Below are 19,655 nucleotides of genomic sequence, written 5' to 3'. Positions count from 1 at the left end.
CTGCATAGCGGTGCATGCGGCGCGGAGTCCGCTCCTCCCCGAAGCGCCCGGCAGGGGAGCGACCGCGCGGTCACTGCTTCCCGGCGGACACGTCCAGGACGGTGGGCAGGTCCTGCACGGTGAGCGTGGCGACGCCCAGGTTCGCCGTGAGGCCCGACGGCTGGACGCAGGCCGCCAGCGTGGTGAGCGTGGGCACGGCGGTGACCAGGCGCACGCCGTGGCCCGCGTGACGCCCGGTGCTGATGGTCCCCTCGGACGTGAAGACCTGCATGGCGCCATCCGCACGAACCTCTACTCGGTCCAACCGCACGGAGGACTTCTCCCCGTTGGACCATGTCACCGTAGCGATAGAGGCCCCTCCCGCGTTGCCGATGCACGTCGCGCGCTTCAAATGCAGGGTCTCCATCCCCACGGCCGTCATCACCACGCCGTCGTTGACGGGGCAGCCGCTGAACTGGAGTGACTCTCGCTGCACGGAGCTCCGGGGCGTGGTGAGCAGCAGTCCGGGACGGTAGGCCTGCTGGAGCGCCCCCGAGCACACCACCACCGGCGAATCCTCCAGCGTCCGCGCCGCCTCCGTCATCGACGCCGGCAGCTCCGCCTGCGCCAGCGCCTCCTCGCCCCACACCGCGTCATCCGCCGGGTCCGCGTCCCCTTGCACAGGCGCCTCCGCCCGCACGGGAGCTTCGGCCTGCACCGGAGCCGCGGCCTGCACCGGAGCCTCAGCCCGCACCGGGGCTTCGGCCTGCACCGGAGCCGCAGCCCGAGCCGGGGCCTCGGGCTCGTTGGCGCGGGCGGCTCCGGACGAGAGCATCAGCAGGCAGCCACCTCGCGCGAGGAGGTTCAGCGCGCGGCGCGGGTGGGACGACTCCAGGACCTTGAGAGAACGGAAGGAAGCGGGGCGCGACGTCATGGGGGAAGACACCTTGGGTAGGAGTCCCTGGGTCAGGGACGCCTGAAGGTGGGGAATCCCTCTCACGCACGACAGCCACCCCGAAGCGCAGGGTTTGCGCCCACCCCAACCTCTCAGGTTTTGCGCATCCGATTCACGCGGTGGACAGTGTGTCCAAAGCCTGCCCCTCTTCACCGCGCTGGCTGGCTTTCCCTGTTTCAGAATGCTACGGAATCAGGGTCCGGACCCAGGCGTGGACCCCCTTTGTCCGCCAGGGCGTCCGGGAGGAACGACAAGGCCGTGACTCCAAACGATTCGAACGGGGACGACGTGGCCGTGGGCCCTGGCTCCAGCGTCACGCGAGGGGTGTGGGCTCGGGTGCTGAAGGGCGCGGTGGAGGACGCGGTGCGCGCGTACGAGGCGATGGGGGCGGGGCAGCGCGAGCGGGTCCTGGAAGAGGCGCTGGTGGTGCCCGCCGACACGCGCACCCGGCTGGTGGAGGTGCTGCGGCAGGCGCGCGACTTCGCGGGCGCGGCGCGGCTGTTGGAAGCGGATGGAGACGACCGGGGCGCGGCGCCGTTGTACGAACAGGCGGGAGCGCCGCTGCTGGCCGCGGAGGCGTGGCTGAGGGTGGGGGAGCAGGCCCGCGCGGCGGCGGCCTTCGAGCGGGCCGGTTCGCTGGAGCAGGCGCTGTCGCTGTACCAGGCGCTGGGCGCGCGCGAGTCGCTGGCGCACCTGCTGGGTCGCATGCACCGGCCCATGGAGGCGGCGCAGGTGTTCCGGGTGTTGGGCAACTCGCACGCGGAGCTGGAGATGCTGCGCGCGGTGCCCGTGGATGACGGGCAGCGGCCGGAAGCCGTGCTGCGCATGTGTGAGCTGCTGGACGCGGAGGGCGCGACGTGGCGCGCGCTGGTGCTCCTGGCGGACGGCATCAAGCACGCGTCGGGGGCGGGGCTGCTGCTGCTCCAGGCGGAGCAGGCGCGGCTGCTCCAGCAGCTGGGGCTCGCGTCGGCGCCGGAGGGCTCGGTCGCGGCGGAGAAGGCTCAGCCGGTGGTGGATGGCTATGGCTATCTGAAAGCCATTCCCATCTTCGATGGTCTGTCTTTGGAAGACATGCGCGACCTCTACCGCCTGGCCCGGCCCGTGCTGGTGCCGGCGGGGACGACGGTGCTGGAGAAGGGCGCGAAGGGGATGGGGCTGGTGGTGCTGCTGGAGGGCATGGTGAGCGTGTCCACCGGCCCGGGCCGTGACGCGCGTCAGCTCAACATGCTGGGGCCGGGCGCCTTCCTGGGGGAAATCTCCCTCATCCTGGATGGCCCGGTGTCCGCGCACGTGCGCGCGCACACGGTGGTGCGCGCCCTGCGCGTCACGCGGACGGACTTCCAATACTTCCTGGAGACGCACGAGGCCGCGGCCCTGCGCATCTACCGCCTCTTCACGCAGAGCCTGGCGGAGCGGGTGAAGGCGCTGAGCGGGTGATGCGTCCATGCGTCCCGCACCCCCGGGCACTTCAAGCCCGGGGGCGCGGTGAGGGCATCAGCGAGGCAGGGGCATGGCCGCGACCTTCTGCTCTACCAGGGCATGGAGCCGATCGGACCAGTCCGGCATCTCATCCGGTACCCCGACGACGTACATCTCGAAGCGCACCTCCTCCCGGGAACCGGGTCTGAGGGGCATCGCCCCCTGGTGCACGGCGAAGACCTGAAGCTGGTTGTGGGGCGTCGAGGCCGCGTAGGCGAGTCGCTCTCGCGTGCCCCCCGGCCCTTCGAGGAAGAACCGGAAGTTGTCGAGCTTGCCTCCGCCGTAATTGGGCGGCGAGCTGACCGCCAGCGTCCCGTCCTCGCCGATCCGGTACTCCCGCCCGTCCTCCTGGAGGGCGGAGCGGGCGCCGGGGACGTTGAAGAAGATGACCACCGGTCCCCGGTAGCCTTGAGGGATGAGGTGGACCTCCGGGGCTGCCCGGGTGCCGCAGGCCAGCAGGCCCAGCAACGCTGGGAGCAGGCAGAGGTGAAGCCGCTTTTGTGATGGACTCATGGCGTGTTCGCTCCCCCGGACGAGGTCATCTGATTGTTCCAATCGTCCACGGACATGAAGGACTCCTGACCCGCGGCCCTCACACCCGTGAATTCACCCTGGTCATTGGTCTGGATCTGCACCGCGAAGCTTCCCATATCCTTGCGCTTGTCTCCGCCCAGGTACTTGTAGGGACCGTTCTCCCCTCCCGGCGTGGCGAACGTGTGGAGCATGACCCGGTTGTTGGCGGAGTCACGGATGAACATCTCCGCGTTCGGGAAGGCGTCCCCCACCATGAAGCCGCGAAGCCTCAACAGGTTTCCATCCTTGAACATGTGGATGTAGCTGTGCGTGTCGATGTCCGCCGCGAACCGGTTCAAGGGCAGCGCCGCCGCCATGTCCTGGTTCATCCGGACGAAGCCATCCTCCTTGTAGGTCAGGTCCGCTTTCGTCGTGGGGCTCGCGGTGTCCTTCAGGGGCTCCGTCAACGGGTAGCCGGACAGCCGCCCGAAGACGCGGGCCACGAGGCCGTGTCCCTCGGACTCGTCGCTCCAGGCCTGTTCGAAGACCTTGGCGCCCGTCCCGGTGTCGACCGTGACGGCCAGGGTCATCTTCGCGGTGACGTCCGGCGAGGGCGTGAAGCCGCGGTTGGCGCCATCCCCTGCGTAGCCACCGCCGAGGTAGGCACCGCCGAACGTGTCGAACGGCGCGAAGGAGCGGGTGACGACCTGCACCTGCCCCGCCGACAGGGGCCGCTTCAGCTCCGTCGCCAGCGGGCTCTGCTGGGACGACCACCCGTCCGGGTCCCAGTAGAAGACGGGATTCTGCCGGACGTACTGGTAGGGGTGCAGGTCCCAGGGCGCGGCGAGGAAGCTCGCCTGGGGCGCCTTCACCGGCGGATCCGGGCTGAGCCACAGGCCCACCTCGGGCGCCATCCAGCGGTCGCCGTGGTCGCTCCATCCGGTGTCCGGATCCGTGGGCTTGTTCAGCGAATTGAGCGGCTCCGCGCGGAAGTCCGCGCTGCCCACGGACGCTCCCGTCGCCGTCTCGCGGAACGCGTCCACGGGCGTACCGAAGGGCTCGCTGCGCCGCTCCTCGAAGACCGTGCCGTCCTGCCGGGTCATCAGCACGGGCCCGGCGGCCACGCCGCTGTGGAAGTACAGCACGGACTCCACGGCGGCCAGCGCCTCCGGCACGGAGCGCGCCCGCGACAGGTCCAGCGCCGGCTCACAGGCGGACGTCGTGAGCGCCAGGACCAGGGCCCCGGTGCCCACCTTCACGAGGGGCGCGGGGCCTTCATGGCGTCGCCGCAGGGACGCGAGCGTCACCCCCATCAGCACCAGCACGCCGCCCAGCGCCACCACCGTCGTCAGGGAGCGCGCGTCGGGCAGGGCCGACAGCACGCCGGTGAGCGGACCCGCCGTGACGGTGGGCGGGGCGTAGCGCACGCGCGCCATCGTCCGGTCCCCCGCGGTCACCAGCAGCTCGCGCATCCCGTTGCGCTGGAGCACCCGCTGGGAGAAGGCGTACTGCACCTGGCCCGTGGGGTCCTGCGTCCGGATGCGCACGCCGTCGTGGCCGTAGGCATGCTCCACCACGCCGGGCTGGCCGCCCGCGGAGGGCAGCGTCACGCGCACCAGCTGATCCAGCCCGTCGTACTCCATCTGGCGCCCGCCCAGGCGCACCATGCGGCCGGCCCCGTCGTAGTCCAGGGTGGTGCCGTTGGGGCCGGCGCCGATGCTCGTGAGCTGACGCGGCCCGAAGCCCCGCTCGCCGTAGGTGTAGCTTCCCTGCAGCAGCGCCAGGGCCTGCGGGCCCGTGGACTGGCGGGACACCATGTTCTGCAGCCCGTCATAGGCATAGCTGAAGTGGAAGGTGTCGGGCCCCGCGGCGAGCGTCCCGTCGGACTGCTTCACGGCGCCCAGCAGCGCGTCCGTGAGCCGCGCGGCCGGGTCGTACGCGAAGGTCGCCGCGTGGTTGAGCCCCACGCCATCGTCGTCCGTCACCGCCACCGGCGCGCCATACGCGTTGCGCGTCAACGTCACGTCGTACAGCGCGCCGCCCGCGGGCTTGAGCGTCTGGATGCGCGACACCAGCCCCACTGCGTCACGCGCGTAGACCTGGCGCACGCCGTTGCCATAGCGCTCCTCCAGGACCAGCCCTGACGCGTCCAGCGTCAGCGCTTCCCAATACGTCCCGGCGCGCACCAGCCTGCCCGCGGCGTCGTAGCCGAAGGGGACGTCCAGCCCGTCCGTGGTCTGCGTCAGGGGCAGCCCGGAGGGGCTGTAGGTGACGGACTCCTCCGATTGGAGCGCGTCCACCGTGCGGCGCTGGAGCGACCTGCGCCCGTAGGCGTCGTAGCCGAAGTGCACCTGGCCCCGGGGCTCCTCCACCCAGGCGAGCCGCGCGGCGGTGTGGCCGGTGGACGTGCCGTCCGCGCCCTCGTCGTAGTGGTAGAGGAGGGTCGTGGCGTCCTCGCCCACGGTGCGGATGAGGCGGTTGGCGTCGTCGTACGCGAACGTGCGGCCCTGGTTCGCTCCATTGGTCTGGAGGACCAGCCGGTCGCGGTCGTCGTACTCCAGCGTGCGCGCACCGACGTCCGGGTCCTGCGCGGCCACCATGCGGCCCAGGGTGTCGTAGGTGAAGGCGTGGGTGACGACGCCGTCCTGGAGGCTCATGGAGAGGATGTGGCCGGCGGCGTCGTAGTGGGCGTCCACCGACTCCAGCGTCGTGCCCACCTGCCGCTCGGTGCGGATGATGCGGCCCTGCCCGTCCACCCGGCTCAGCACCGGGGCCATCGCGGTGTCCGTGCGGGTGGACTCGAAGGCCTTGTAGCCGTGCGTGCGCAGCCCGCCGTTGGGCAGCCACTGGCTCACCAGCCGGTTCTGGGCGTCATAGGCCAGCGTCTGGCCCACCACGCCCGCCGGGCGGGCCGTGGGCAGGGCGCCCTGGGCGTAGAACGGATCCGAGCGGAAGATGGTTCGGCCCCGGGTGTCCCGGTCGCGCCAGCCGGACACCGCCCAGCGCGCGGCCTCCAGGCGGGTGGCCGTGTAGAGCGACTGGCCCGAGCCGTCGGACACGGAGACGCTCTCTCTCCACGCGCCGTTCGCGCTCCAGCCGCCTGTCCAACTGCCCGCGAGCGCGGAGGGGTCGCCGTCGAAGACGTAGGTGAAGGTCCTGGGGCGCGGCGCCGTCCAGTCGTAGGCGTAGCGCAGGTGGGGCGGCGCGCCGTCCACGGAGATGGCATCCGGACGGCCCAGGCTGTCGTAGCGCATCTCCGTCACCACGCCGTCCGGGCTGGTGACCCGCTGGGGCGCGCCCAGCACGTCGTCCCACGCGCTGGTCCACGTCAGCGTCCGGCCCGCTTGCGGCTCCATGGACTCCGTGAGGGGCCGCAGGTGGTGGGCGTCGTAGGTGAAGGCGCGCCACAGGCCGTTGCCGTACCGGCGCGTGGGGTTGTCCCAGGCGTCGTACTCCGTGGCGGACTGGAGCACCCAGCGCGGCTGCCCGCCGGCGAGCAGGCCGTGGGTCTCCCGCATCAGCCGGCCCGCGCGGCACTGCGTGGGGTCCGTCCAGGAGAAGACCTGGGCCGCGTCGCCGTAGAACATGCGCGCGCTCGAGCGGACCGTCCCGTCCGCCTCCATCAGCGTCTCCTCGCACACCACGTCCTGCACCATCAGCGCGTCGTCGCTGGCATAGCCGCGCTGCACGGTGCGCTCGTCGCCGGTGAGGTCCAGCCGGCCGAAGGACTTCTCCTCGATGGGGCGCACGCGCGCGTCGTAGGCATACGTCGTCAGCGTCTCCAGCGGCGTGGTCAGTCCTTCATGGTGCTTCGTGCGCGCCTCCAGCAGCGCGGGCCTGCGCAGCAGCGGCACGTCCGGCAGTCCCTGCACGGGGCGCGATTCGTAGACGGACGTGGCCACGGCGTAGAGCGTGTGCAGCCCGTCCTCGCGGCGGACCTCCAAAGCCAGGCCCCGCAGCGAGCGGTCCATGCCCGTGCCCTCGTGGTAGCGCGTCTCTTCGTACAGCGTGTCCGCCGGGCCGCTGCCCACGGTGCGCACGCCGCCCACGAGGAAGCCGCCGAAGCGGCGCTCCGTGGCGTCCCAGAAGCCGTCGCGCACGGTGTACTCCACCACGCGCGCGGGCCCGCCGACGCCGGGGTTCACGGTCATGCGCACCGGCACCGGGATGGAGGTGGGAAAGCGCCGCGTCCACGCCTGGGGCGTGCCGTCCGCCGCCGCCGCCAGCGCCGCGCTGGCCTGGTACTGGAGGGCCACCGTCTTGCCCAGCCCGTTGTCGATGCCCACCAGCATGCCCGCCGTCGTCGGGCCCGCCAGGTCGAGCGCCCACATGCCGTCAGGGCCGCTCCACACCACGTCCTCGCTGCCGTTGCCGTTGAGGTCCGCGAGCGCCACCACCGTGGAGGCGCCGTCCACGCCCGGGGGCACCAGCTGCGTGGGCGCGGTCTCCGTGCCTCCGCCCGCCTTGCCCCGGTACCAGCTCACGTACCCGTTGCGCACGTACACCAGGTCCATCAGGCCGTCGCGGTTGAGGTCCGCCAGCTTCACGTTGGCCTGCGTGGTGCCCTCTCCCCATGGGTAGTTCTGGAGCGGCCCCGCGACGAAGGTGCCGTCGCCCTTGCCCAGGTACACCTTGAACCAGTGGGTGCTGAGCTGGACGACGTCCGCCAGCCCGTCGCCGTTCACGTCGTGGAAGCGCGTGTTCGCGCCAGGGAGCAGCGACACGCCGTCCACGGGAGGCTTCTGCACGGAGGCGGCGAGGCCCGTGGCGCGGTTCCAGCGGACGGACATCGACTCGCTGCCCGTGCGCACCACGTCCACGCGGCCGTCGCCGTTGAGGTCCGCGAAGAAGGTGGTGTCGTTGTAGAGCGGCATCCCGTCCGTGCCGGTCCACTTCGTGGCGGTGGTGCCCAGGGACTCGCCCTGCAGCCGGTTGATTTGCCACGCCTCGGAGAAGTTGCGCACCAGCTCCGGCCGGGCGTCACCGTCCACGTCGAGGAAGCGCGAGCTGGAGAGCTGCGCGCCCGATGCCCCGCTCAGCACCCGCGCGGCGGCGAAGCCGGTGCCCGTGCCCTTGCGCCACTGGTGGCCGGAACTCGTCAGGCGCACCAGGTCCGTCAGGCCGTCGCCGTCCACGTCCATCAGGGCGGTGCCCGTGTTGGACAGGAGCCAGCCGCCCGCGGGCTCCACCCGCGCCGTGGCCGCTGCTTGCGGCGTCGCGTAGGTGAGCGTCAGCGTGGGCAGCGCCCCCACGCGCCCGCGGCCCAGGTGTGTCACCGTCTTGAGCCGGCTGAGGGCCAGCGTGTCGTCGTAGCCCAGCACGTACGCGCGCAGCAGCTCCCCGAAGGAGTGCACCCGCACCTCCGTCAGCCGCCAGGCCGTCTCCACCTTGAAACCCGTGCGGTAGCTCACCGTGGGGTCGGGCCGCGCTCCGTACACGAACTCCGCGCGGAAGGCCGCGTTGGGCCCCCAGCGTACGTCCGCCAGGTATTGCTGGCCGTTGTGCTGCGTGTAGCTGAAGGCGGTGGTCTGCCCATTTGGGTGCAGCACCTCCTCCACGTGCCAGGCCGCCACCCGCGCGCCGTCCGCCTGCCGGCCCGCGGCGCTGACGCCCATGCGGTAGCGCACACCGCCGTTCTCGGTGATGACGTAGCCCGTGCCGTCGCGCTCCACCTTCACGGAGTGGCCCTGGCCCTCCACGCGCCAGGTGCCGTCCGGCAGCGCCACCAGCCGTCCGCCGCCCACGCCCACGAGCTCCAGCTCATCCGCGCTCGTGTAGGCCGGCACGCCCAGCCGCACCGAGCGGCGCAACACCACCTGCGGCATCGTCCAGCCCACGCCCAGCGGACCGTTGCCCAGGTCACCGGAGTAGGTGAGCGACAGCTTCGGGCCGAAGCCCGCGATGCCCGCCGGCAGGTCCAGCGGCACTCCGTAGCCCACCTGGCCGCTGAAGACATTCACGCTGGCGGAGTCCGCCAGGCCTCGCACGCTGCCCGGTCCATCCGGCAGCCTCACGGTCTGCGCATTCACGGAGCCCGGCGCGGGCTCCCCCGCGGCTTGCGCCTGCGTGCCCAGGAGCGCGCAGACCACCGCCATCCATCTGGTTCGGAGAAACACCTGACCCTCGAATTCGTGGCAAGAAAGAGTGGAATGACAATCGAGCGCGCGCACCTCGACCCGGAGCGGGTCGTTCGGCGCGCGCTCAGGAAGGGACAGGACCCGGAGGCGCTTCCCGGGTCCTGTCCTCGGCCTTGGCTGTGAGGCCTTGGGGCTATTCGTAGACGTGGCTGGTCGCGGCGGAGACCTGCTCGAAGCGCAGGTACACGTCCGTGACGCCATCCATGGGGAAGCCCGTGGACACGCCTCCCGCGGTCATCAGGTCCACCCAGGGGAAGATGACCTCGTATTCACCGTAGAGCCCCCGGCCCTTCCACTCCGTGGACGGAGCGCCGGAGGGGTTCTGCTGGAACCCGAGCACCGTCTGGCCGGTGTTGGCGCTCACGCTCGCCAGGGTGAAGGTGGTCTCCTCGCCCGGCTTCGCGGTGCCCGTGTAGCCGCCGCTGCGCAGCGAGGGGCGCAGGGCGCGGGTCTGGAAGCCCTTGTGGTCCGGGTCGCAGCTGTGGCTGCTGAAGGTGTTGCGCTTGCGCAGCACCAGCGGCGCGAGGCCGTGGCCGTTCAGCCACGTCTCCACCCGGTCATCGCCCACCAGGTGCGCGTGCACCGTCCACACCTTCTCGCCGCAGCGGATGGAGTTGGGACCCAGGCTGTCCTGGAGGTAGAAGCGCAGGCCCTGGCCCAGGTAGCGGCCGTTGTCGTCGTACACCGCGTTCTCCGGCGACAGCAGCCGGCGGGTGAAGCGCTCCTGCTTCGTCAGGCTGCGCTCGCCCGGCGTGGCGGCGACGAGGTCCTCCAGCTTCAACACGTTGCCGCGCAGCTGCACGACGAAGGCCTGGCCCTCCACGTCCCGGCCATGCACGGTCTTGTCCAGGGCCGCGTACGCGTTCGCGTTGAGCGCGCTCTGCAACTGCAGCGGCCCCTTCGCCGCCAGCACCGCGCTGGTGGCCGGCAGGCTCTGCTGCTTCTCGTACTCCAGCGCGCGAGCGAAGAGGTACGACAGCCGCTTCGCCGTGGCGAAGGACTCCCGGGCCCGGGTCAGCCGCTCGTGCAGCCAGAAGTCGTGCGAGAAGAGCGGCACCTGGCGGGCCTCCTCCTGCGCCACCACCTGCTGACCCTCCAGCAGGAGCTGGCGCACGCGGCCCTCCATGTTCTCCAGCTGGAGCAGCGCGCTGTCCACGTCGGTGCCCACGCGGTCGATCTGCATGGCCGCGGTGCTGATGCCCACCATGTACGTGCGGGCCTCCGCGTAGCACTGGTTCACGTTCGTCTGGAGGGCCAGCGCCTCCACCGCCAGCTTGTGCTGCAGGTCGAGCTGCTGGATGCGCGCGTTCAGGACGATGGACTCGTCCTTGTAGCGGTTCTCCGCGCTGGAGCTGAGCAGCTTCACCGCGCCCCAGGCGATGCCCACGTAGGTGCCGGACGCGAAGGCGCTGATGATGGACTCGCCCTTGTTGTTGACGTCGCTGATGTTGTTCACCTTGCGGTCGACGCTGACCTTCGCCTCCAGCAGGCCGGTCATCTCCGCCTCGTAGCTGGCGCTGAGGGCGATCTGCTTCTGGGTGTCCGTCTCCAGCGTGAGGCAGCGCTCCTGGGCGATGCGCAGCCGCTCCTGGGCGTCCGTCCACTGCGCCTGCGCCACCTGGAGGCCCTGGTTCGCGCCGACGATGGACAGCATCGCGTTGCCCATGTCCCCCCGGTAGCAGCTGCTCTCCAGCTTCAGCCCCAGGCTGGAGGGCGTGGGCAGCTGGCTGCCCTGGGTGCCCAGCTCCTGGAGGCACGCGGCCCGGGCCGCGGCGAACTCGCCGGAGGCGATCTCATTCGTGGGCAGGGGCTGGCCGTACAGCCGGGACACGGGCAGCGTCGTGCTCCCCCACGTCACGGTGCCGGAGCCGGGCATCACGTCGACGGTGGTGTAGTGCTCCACCAGCGCGCGCACCGCCGCGTCCGTGTAGACGGAGGTGGAGGGCACCAGGCGCTTCCACGTGCACAGCGCGAAGCGGGCGTGCTCGGCCCGCACCGCGGCGTACACCTGCGCGGGGGGCGTCTGGCACTCCGGCTTGACGAAGCACGCCTCGGGGCGCAGCGGCTGGGCGGTCTTCGACGGGTCGAAGAGGTCCAGCGCGTCCGCCGCGTTGACGTTGGTCAGCCCGCACATCTGGACGATGGGCGCGCCGTACTGCCGCTTGAGCTCCAGCATCCGCTGCTGTTTCGCGGCGTCCTGGTAGGCCTCCTGGACCTCGCCGTTGCGCAGGGACACCCAGGAACTCTCCGCGGCCTGCTTGTCGCCGACGGCGGTGTTCACCGCGGACGTGGCGTTGGCGTGCAGGTACGAGGAGCTTCCGAAGTAGCGCTCGATGGGGCCCGTCAGCGTGGCGCCGAAGAGCAGGGGCACCTCGTCGTCGGGCATGCCGTAGGGGCGGCAGTCGTTGATGGCGCGCAGCTTCTCGTAGGACTGGCGGCGCACGGCCTCCAGCTCCGCCTGTGCGTCGCGCCAGCGCTTGTCCCAGGGCAGCTCCGTCAGCCCCTGCGCGGTGGTGCACGAGTCCTTCTCGCGGGCGTAGGCGGAGCGGGCCAACGTCTCCAGCATCACCGCGTAGCGCATGGTGCGGCCGAAGCGGGTGATGGCCTGGTCGCGCGGGGTGCCGGACGCCACGGGGGCGCAGGTGGCCAGCGTGGTGCGCTCCACGTCCTCCAGGTGCGTGTTGAGCAGGCGCAGGTGCGCCGTCAGGCCCTCCAGGATGGACGCGGGCAGGCCCACCGGCTGGTCGTGGTGCGGCTGCGAGCCGGGCATGGGCGCCAGGTCCGCGGACGGCGTGTCATAGAGCGTGCGCCGGTCCACGGCCTCGGAGAGGTGGCCGGTGTCGGCGACGAAGTCCCACACCGCCAGCCGGGTCCCGGACGGACCGGACACGGCCTGGGTGAACGGAGGACGCAGCACGGTGTGCTCGTACGCGAGCGTGCTCTGCGCCGGCACGAGGTACGTCTTGGCCGGGGAGAACAGGCTCATGGTGGCGCCCTGGTCCAGGACCGCGAATGCCACGCCCTGGGTGCCGGTGGGGAAGGGCAGCGTCCAGGTGAAGAAGCGGGTGCCGCTGGGCGTGTTGCGGCGAGCCGCCTGGACGGTGACCTCCAGACCGCCGGTCTTCTGGAGGCACGACACCTGGAGGGAACGGGGCCCCGTGGGGGACTCGTCCAGGAGGAACGACGCGGACGCCAGGTTCACGGACGACGAGGTGCTGGTGCAGCGCGCCGCCAGGTCCGGGGTGTGGAAGAAGAAGGTGGAGCGGCTGCGCTGCCAGCGGGCGCCGGTGCCCCGGTCCTGCACGGACTGGTTGGTGGCCCAGGTCCACGACGCCAGGGGCGCGGGGGGCAGGCGGTAGTCGGGGTTGAGAATGCTGCAGGTGCGTGCCGCGTCGTTGCCGGGCATCAGGTTGGCGTAGGTGCCGTCCAGAAGGAGGTCCCAGCCCTTCTCGAAGCGGTCCAGCACGGCGGGCGTGGACTCCCAGTCGGAAGGGGCGGGCTCGTTGAGGAAGTCCGACAGCTCCCGCTGCTGCACCAGCTGCTGGGCGAGGTAGCCGTGGGTGGAGACCCACTGCTGGATCAGGCGCCCCGCCAGCCGCTGGTCGCGGCTGTTGCCGTCGCGCGCGCTCAGGTTCAGCGCGCCGTAGAAGCGCGCCAGGTTGAAGCAGCGGCCCGGCGTGATGCGGCTCGCCGTGGACACGGTGGCGCGCTGGGTCTTGATGGCGTAGCGCGCGCCGTAGCGCTGGGCGAACCAGTCAGAGGTGCCCAGGCCCGGGCCGTTGACCGCGGGCCGCTTCAGGTCCTCCAGGCACTCGGAGAGCATCTCCAGGTCGGTCAGCCGGTCCAGGTTCTTCAGGCCGTTGACGTCCGGGTAGCGGTCCCACGTGTTGCCCAGCTCGGCGACGTAGGGCATGCCGCCGTTCTGGCAGCGCAGGTCCCCGGAGCGCGCCAGCACGAAGGGCAGGCCCGCGTCCGCCGTGGCGAAGGCCGGGAAGCCGGCGACCTCCAGCGGCGCGGCGCTGGTGGCCTGGTTGCAGAGCAGGCCCCGGGCGAGCTGCGACGTGGACAGCGGCGTGCCGTTCGCCGCCGAGGCGTTCATGAAGTCGGTGAGCCGGGTCTGGGCCTCGGAGTCCCAGCTCGCGCGCTCCTCGCTGACGACGGTGTTGAGCGGACGGCCGTCGGAGGCGACGGGGGCGCCGCTCCAGGCGCGCACGCCGGGGACGCAGACGCCCAGGTCGGGCTCGCAGACGGAGCCCGTCGCGCAGGGCGTCGCCGGGCAGGCGGTCAGCGGCAGGTCATCCACCCCCGCGTCGGTGTCCACGCGCAGGCGCGACAGCCGGTACGTCGCCTGGACACCCCAGGCGCTGCTGATGGGCCGGGGCAGGCGCACCGTGAAGGTGCCCACCAGCGTGCTGTTGCTGGCGCCGGTGCCGTCGTAGGTGCCCTCCACGTCCACCGTCACGGCATCCGCGGTGTTGGAGCCGTTGCCAGCGGGCAGCCACTCCTCGCCGTGGTGCGACTGGGAGGTGGACAGGCGCAGCTTGCCGGAGGGCGAGAGGGTGCGCGACTCGTCGAACAGCATGAGGTACGCGCCGTTGGCGAAGGCGCGCACCGGCAGGACGAGCGGCTCCGTGCCCGCGTCGCTGGACGGGTCGAGCGTCAGCGTCACGTTGCCGAAGAAGGGCCGCACACCGCCCACGCCCGGGGCCGCGTCCGCGCGGTCGAGGTCCACGCGGGTGCGCTGGGGCGTGGCGCCCTGCGCCTCCAGGGTGACGTACCAGCGGCGCTCGGTGCTGTCCTGCCGCGGGCGCACGTCCATGCGCACCGTGGCGCGCTGGCCGGTGCCGAAGGCGCTGAACGCCCAGGTGTTCACGAGGCAGTCGCTGGAGAACACGGTCGCGGGGGTCTCCCCTACGTCGCAGGCCACCTCCATGCCGGGGCCGGCGACCAGGCGCACCGGCGTGGAGGTCACCCGCGCCGCCTCCGTCGGGTTCAGCGCCGCGAGCCCCACCACCAGGCGCCGGGCGGCGAAGGGCTGGCCCGCGGCGGGCGTGGTGACGGAGAGGGCGGCCGGCGCGACGTCCACGCGGGGCAGCGTGCCGGACAGGACGAGCGGGTTGCCGCCGCCCTCGGTCACGCACTGACCGGAGCAATCACACACCTTGCCGGTGCCGCAGGCGGTGCCCGCAGGACCGCCCTCCAGACACGTCCAGTCGCACTGGTGCGTGCTCTCGTTGCAGAACGCGCCCTGCGGGCACTGTTCGTCGAAGGTGCAGTCCCGGGCGCCCAGGGGCGTCTTCAGGGACTGGAGCAGCGGGTTGTCGCGGTCGTAGCAGGACTCCTCCAGGGCCTGCCGTTGGATGACCGCGAACTCCTCGGCGGGTTGGGGTGATGAGGGAACTTCGGGTGAGCCGCAGGCGGTCGCCAGGACGAGTCCCAGCGAGCCGACGGCGAGATGTCTTGAAAAGGGACGCACTCCAGTGGACTCCAGGAAATGGGTGGACCCGGGGCCATCCCCTCCCCGGCCGGAAGGGGTGGTCCAAGGTTGGGTGATGGGTGGTGGGGAATCGCGGCGGGGCCTGGTGGGCCCGCGCTGCTCCCCCGCCAACGGGGTGGCGGGGAAGTTCAGAAGGACGGACGAGGCATCAAGACCGCGGGCTTCAGGGGACGTACAGCTCCGTGGTGGAGACGGGGCCGTCGAAGTCCGAGCCGCCCATGACGAGCACCTGGCCGTCCTGGAGGAGCACGCCCTCCGCCGCGTAGCGCAGGGTGCCCAGGGGTGTGGTGCGCGTCCAGCGCCCCAGCGCCGACTCGTAGACCTCCACCGAGTCGAGGTAGGCGTCCACGCCGTAGCCCGTGTTGACGCCGTAGCCGCCCGCGACCATCACGTCGCCATTCGCCAGCTTGATGGCGGCGTGGTCCGTCCGCCAGGAGGTGAGGGTGGGGGCCGCGCTCCAGGTGTTGGTGGCCGGGTCGTACAGCTCCGCGGTGTTGAGCGGGTACTCGGCCGTGCCGCCCGCGATGAGCACCTTGCCATTCGGCAGCACGGTGGCGCTGGCGCCCTCCCGGGCCTGGGCGAGGGTCCCCGCGGAGGACCAGGCGCCGGTCGCGGGGTCGAACAGCTCCGCGGTGCCGAGGGTCACGTTGCCGTCGTAGCCGCCCACGATGAGCACCTTGCCGTTGGGCAGCAGCGCGGGGGTGGTGTGGATGCGCGCGGAGGCCATGCTGCCCGTGGACGTCCAGGTGCCCGGGGTGGGGTCATAGAGTTCCGCGGAGGCGGTGTAGCCCAGGCCCGTGTCCCCGCCCGCGACGAGCACCTTGCCGTTGGCGAGCTTCACGGAGACAGGCTGCAGCCGGGGCTGGTTCATGCCGCCGGTGGAGGTCCAGGTGGCGGTCGTGGGGTTGAACAGCTCCGAGGAGGAGCGGTAGGCGTCGTTTCCGTAGCCGCCCGTCACCAGCACCTTGCCGCTGGAGAGCAAAGTGGCGGCGTGGAACTGGCGGGACATCGCCATGGCGCCGGTGGCGCTCCAGGCACCGGTGGTGGGGTCACGCAGGTCGGCGGAGGCGACCTCGGTGGTGCCGTTGAAGCCGCCCGTGGTGAGGACCTTGCCGTTGCCCAGCAGCGTGCCGGTGAGCCCGAAGCGCGCGGTGGCCATGTTGCCCGCGGGCTTCCAGTAGGGGAGGACCACGCGCTCGGCCTGGGCGATGTACACCGTCTTCGAGGTGGCCGAGTCATAGCGCTGTCCTCCCGCGATGAGGACGCGCCCCGAGGCCAGCGTGGTCGTGGTCGAGCCGTAGCGGAGGTTCGCCAGGGTGCCCACCGTGCTCCAGGCTCCGGTCGTGGGGTCGTAAAGCTCCACGGTCCCTGCGTTGGCCGCCCAGGTCTTGCCCGCGATCACCACCTTCCCCGAGGGCAGGGCATCCATCACATTGCCCGAGTGGCCCTCGGCCATGCTGCCCGTGTTTGACCAGGTGCCCGTCGAGGGGTCGTAGAGCTCCGCGGTCACGGTCGGCGGGCTCACGTCGATAAACCCACTGGCGGAATAGCCACCCGCCACCAGGACCTTGCCCGAGGGGAGCAACGTGGCGCTGTGCTCGGTTCGCCCTGGAGTGAGAAAGATCGGGTCACTTGCCATGAGACCCGTGAGGGTCCATGTCCCCGTCGCTGGATCGTAGAGTTCCGCAGTCGAGAGAGACCGGAGGGTAGGCCAGACAGTGCTGAAGCCCATGCCGCCTACGGCAAGGATCTTGCCATTCTTCAGCAAGGTCAAAGAGTGATTGCTGCGGCCGTCCCTCATGTCGCCCGTCGTGGACCAGGTGCCTGTCGATGGGTCATAGAGCGCGGAGAAGGCCGTGTGGATTTGGTCCTCGGTCGAGCCTCCCGTGACAAGCACCTTGCCGTTGCCCAGCAGGACTGCTCGATGGCTCTCCCTACGGAGCCCTGGGAGGTTTGCCGTGGCGGTCCACGTCCCCGTGGCGGGATCGTAGAGTTCCGCGGTCGCGGCGGTCCCGCTGTTGCCTCCCACGACCAGAACCTTGCCATTGCCAAGCCGGGTGGCCGTGTGCCGCCACCGCTGCGTGGTCATTGAGCCCGATGGGGTCCAGTTCCCCGTCGCCGGGTCGTACAATTCAGACACCTGGAGCAATTCAGGCGTCTGGCCGTAATTATATCCACCTGCGACGAGCACCTTGCCGTTCAGGAGCAGGGTCGCCGTGTGGCCCTCGCGGGGGGTGATCATCGAGCCCGTGGTCTCCATGCCGGAGACGATGTCATCGCTGCGTGCGGCGAGGTGCGGAGCCGTGCTTCCGGCCGCGGTGGGATCGCATCCCGAGGACAAGAGCATCAGGCCCGAAAGCAGCCAGGGCAGGGGGGACTTCAAGGACATGGATTCTCCGACTGGGTTCAGGTGAACAGGGAATGCCTGGGTTTACACAGTCGGTTGCAAAGGGATTGCCAGGGGGCCGCATCCCGCGCTGTGACAGGAATTCCCTGGCGTCCTCTTCACGCAGACATCCGAGGGCGGAGACGGGCGTCCGGGACCGTGGACGGACGCCGGCCGCGGCGCCAATCGGCGCCACAATGAAAGCTCTCAACCTTTGGGCTGCTGGTATCCGACCTGTCCCTGCATCTGGCAGGCCCAGGTCGGTTCGCACTCTCCAGTTCTTCACTCCCGGTCTTTCCGGACGGGTGCGCGCGACCCGCGCCTGCGCTACATGGGCCGCATGGCGGACCTCTTACCTGCGGCGTCCCTCAAGTCCCGGGCGGCGGCCCTCGCCGCCGAGGGGAAGCTGGAAGCGGCCCTGGCCGGCTACCAGGACGCCCTGCGCGCGGAGCCGGAGGACGCGGAGGTCCACCAGCGCGTCGCGGAGCTGCTCGAGTGGCTGGAGCGCACCCCGGAGGCCGCCCACGCCTACGACGACGCGGCGCTCGCCTGGACCCGCGCGGGAGGGCTCCTGCGCGCGGTGGCCGCCACGGTGCTGTCGCGAGGCCTGCGGGGCGCGCGTCCCAAGACGGTGCGCGCCCTGGCGGAGCGCTTCGCCCTGCCGCCCGGTGCGCTGGCCCCCACCTTCGCCTGGGTGCCCGACGGCAAGGACCCGGGCGTGCCCGTCCTGTCAGGCGTGGGGCGCGATGCCTTCGTGGCGCTGGTGGAGGCGCTGGAGGTGCGCGCCTTCTGGCCGGGCCAGCGCGTGGTGGAGGAGGGGCAGCCGGGCGACTCCATGTTCGCGCTGGTGGAGGGCCGCGCGGAGGTGACGCGCCGGGTGGAGGGCAACGCGCGACAGGTCGTGGCCACGCTGGGGCCGGGGGACTTCTTCGGCGAGGTGGCGCTGGTGTCCGAAGGCCCCAGGCTGGCCAGCGTGGAGGTGCCTGAGCGCTCCGTGCTGCTGGAGTTCAAGCGCTCCTCCCTGGCCCGCGTCAGCGCCGCGCACCCGGAGGTGGAGGCGGCGGTGCAGGCCTATTACCAGCGCCGGCTGGTGGACAACCTGCTGCGGACGAGCCCCCTGTTCACCAACCTGTCGCCCGCGCTGAAGCAGGCGATGTCGCGCGAGTTCGACCTGCGCGCCGTGCCCGCGGGACAGGTGCTCCTGACTCAAGGGCAGCCGGGCGATGCCTTCTACCTGCTGCTGCGCGGCCAGTGTCAGCTGTCGCTGGAGCAGCCGGGCCGCATCGTGTTGCTGCCGGAGCTGCGCGAAGGCGACGTGTTCGGTGAAATCTCCCTGCTCTTGGACAAGCCCGTGTCCGCCACGGTCCGCACGAAGACGCCGTGCGTGGTGCTGCGCCTGGAGCGCGCCGCCTTCGAGCGGCACGTCGTGAGCCAGCCCGGCCTCAAGGGCCAGCTCATGCGCATGGGCACGGAGCGCCTCCAGCAGACCGCGAAGGCGCTCTTCATCTGAAGTGAGGCGTCATGCCTCCGCGTCCAGCTGCACGGGGTGCTCGCGCAGCCAGTCCTGCGCGCGGCGGATCCGCCCGGCGCCGGCCGCGCGGCCTTCCTTCTCCATGAGCTGCCGGTAGGGCTCCAACTGCTCCGGCGTCCACGCGGGCAGGGCCTTCAGGTCCGCGAGCGCCACCATCTCCTCCGCGCTCCGTCCCTTCGCCTCCTGCCGCGCGGTGAGCAGCGCCGCCAGCACCAGCCGCGCGGGCTCCGCCTCGAAGGCGATGGCCGCGTCGGTGAGCCACTCGCGCGTGGGCTCGTCCGCCGCCGGGTCCTTCGCACCGTCGCGCATCCGCTCCAGCATCCCTTCCAGGAAGTCCGCGTCCACCGCGACCTTCACCGCGCGCAAGAGCGCGGCGATGACCTGCCGCCGGCCTTCCGGGTCCTTGGGCTGGGACTTCATCGCGCGCAGCGGCTCCCACAGCGCGACGGTGAGCCACAGCTCCTCTTCCGGGGAGAAGACGGACGGCGTGGCGGGCTCGCGCAGCTTCGCCTCCACCCGCTGCGCGCGCTCCTTCGCCTCGCGCGAGATGCGCTCCACCAGCGCGGGGTCCGCCTGCACGTGCTTCACCAGCGCGTCCAGCTCGCCGGCCTCCGCCTTGCGCAGCGCCTCCGAGGCCTCGGGCGTGAGGTCCTCCTGCTCCATGCCCGCGATCAGGGACTCGTACTTGCGCACCACCTCCGCGTGCTTCTGGCTCCACTCGCGGAACTGCACGTCGAAGACGACGTCCAGCACGGGGTTGTCCTCCGGCCGCACCTTGCTCGTCTTCTTCGCCGCCGTGGCCAGCAGCGCGCCCACGCACAGCGCGCGCCGCTCCTCCGGCGTGCGTCCACTCTTCGTCACCTGCGCGAGCAGCCCCGCGCCCAGCTTCTCCTGGAAGCCGCGCGTGCCCAGCTCCCGCACCACGCCCACGCGCAGGCTGTTGCGCGCCTCCATCGCGTCCAGGCCCTCCTGCGCGGCCAGCTTCGCGAGCGCCTGGCCCACGTGGTCGCTGAAGGCCTTGTCGTCGTAGCGAAGCCCCGGCTGGGGCCCCGCGGCCTGGAGCAGCACGCCCAGGTGCTCCAGCGCCTGCGACAGACGGGACACGTCCGCGTCGCCCAGGAGCGCCATGGCGCCCTCCAGGTCCTGCTTCAGCGGGTGGGCGGGGGCGGTGGTGGGAG

Annotated in this window: 8 protein-coding genes; 2 read left to right on the top strand and 6 right to left on the bottom strand. The window is 71.5% G+C overall.

Annotated features, from left to right (window positions below; genetic code table 11):
- Positions 1 to 70 precede the first annotated feature (70 nt).
- Positions 71 to 913, bottom strand: coding sequence for a hypothetical protein (locus D7Y15_RS25670; protein WP_121754222.1), 843 nt, complete (start codon positions 911 to 913; stop codon positions 71 to 73).
- A 279-nt stretch (positions 914 to 1,192) separates the two neighbouring features.
- On the opposite strand from D7Y15_RS25670, the gene D7Y15_RS25665 reads away from it, so the two are divergent.
- On the top strand, positions 1,193 to 2,371 hold the full coding sequence (locus tag D7Y15_RS25665; RefSeq protein ID WP_233605088.1) for a cyclic nucleotide-binding domain-containing protein: 1,179 nt from the start codon (positions 1,193 to 1,195) through the stop codon (positions 2,369 to 2,371).
- 57 nt (positions 2,372 to 2,428) lie between these two features.
- Here the strand turns inward: D7Y15_RS25665 and D7Y15_RS25660 are convergent, their stop codons facing one another.
- The 4 genes from D7Y15_RS25660 to D7Y15_RS25640 form a co-directional block, all read right to left on the bottom strand.
- Positions 2,429 to 2,926: a hypothetical protein gene (locus D7Y15_RS25660; RefSeq protein ID WP_126935670.1), complete on the bottom strand. Its 498-nt coding sequence runs from the start codon at positions 2,924 to 2,926 to the stop codon at positions 2,429 to 2,431.
- Positions 2,923 to 9,021, bottom strand: coding sequence for an FG-GAP-like repeat-containing protein (locus tag D7Y15_RS25655; RefSeq protein ID WP_158629108.1), 6,099 nt, complete (start codon positions 9,019 to 9,021; stop codon positions 2,923 to 2,925). The genes D7Y15_RS25660 and D7Y15_RS25655 overlap by 4 nt, the downstream gene beginning before the upstream one ends.
- A gap of 175 nt (positions 9,022 to 9,196) precedes the next feature.
- A complete protein-coding gene (locus D7Y15_RS25650) occupies positions 9,197 to 14,539 on the bottom strand; it encodes a hypothetical protein (protein ID WP_121754218.1) in 5,343 nt (1,780 codons plus the stop codon).
- Between the two features lie 184 nt (positions 14,540 to 14,723).
- Positions 14,724 to 16,649, bottom strand: a complete 1,926-nt coding sequence (locus D7Y15_RS25640) for a Kelch repeat-containing protein (protein WP_368667406.1) — start codon at positions 16,647 to 16,649, stop codon at positions 14,724 to 14,726.
- A 637-nt stretch (positions 16,650 to 17,286) separates the two neighbouring features.
- On the opposite strand from D7Y15_RS25640, the gene D7Y15_RS25635 reads away from it, so the two are divergent.
- The gene (locus D7Y15_RS25635) at positions 17,287 to 18,456 is read left to right on the top strand and encodes a cyclic nucleotide-binding domain-containing protein (protein WP_121754229.1); all 1,170 of its coding nucleotides are present in this window, start codon (positions 17,287 to 17,289) and stop codon (positions 18,454 to 18,456) included.
- 9 nt (positions 18,457 to 18,465) lie between these two features.
- On the opposite strand, the gene D7Y15_RS25630 is transcribed toward D7Y15_RS25635, so the two are convergent.
- A partial coding sequence (locus D7Y15_RS25630) for a zinc chelation protein SecC (RefSeq protein WP_121754216.1) occupies positions 18,466 to 19,655 on the bottom strand: 1,190 nt, incomplete at its 5' end.

The sequence above is a fragment of the Corallococcus sp. AB030 genome (genome assembly GCF_003668965.1).
GTDB classification, from domain to species: Bacteria; Myxococcota; Myxococcia; order Myxococcales; family Myxococcaceae; genus Corallococcus; species Corallococcus exiguus.
Note: the sequence above shows the minus strand (reverse complement) of the source record. Positions and strands in the feature narration are given on the sequence as shown.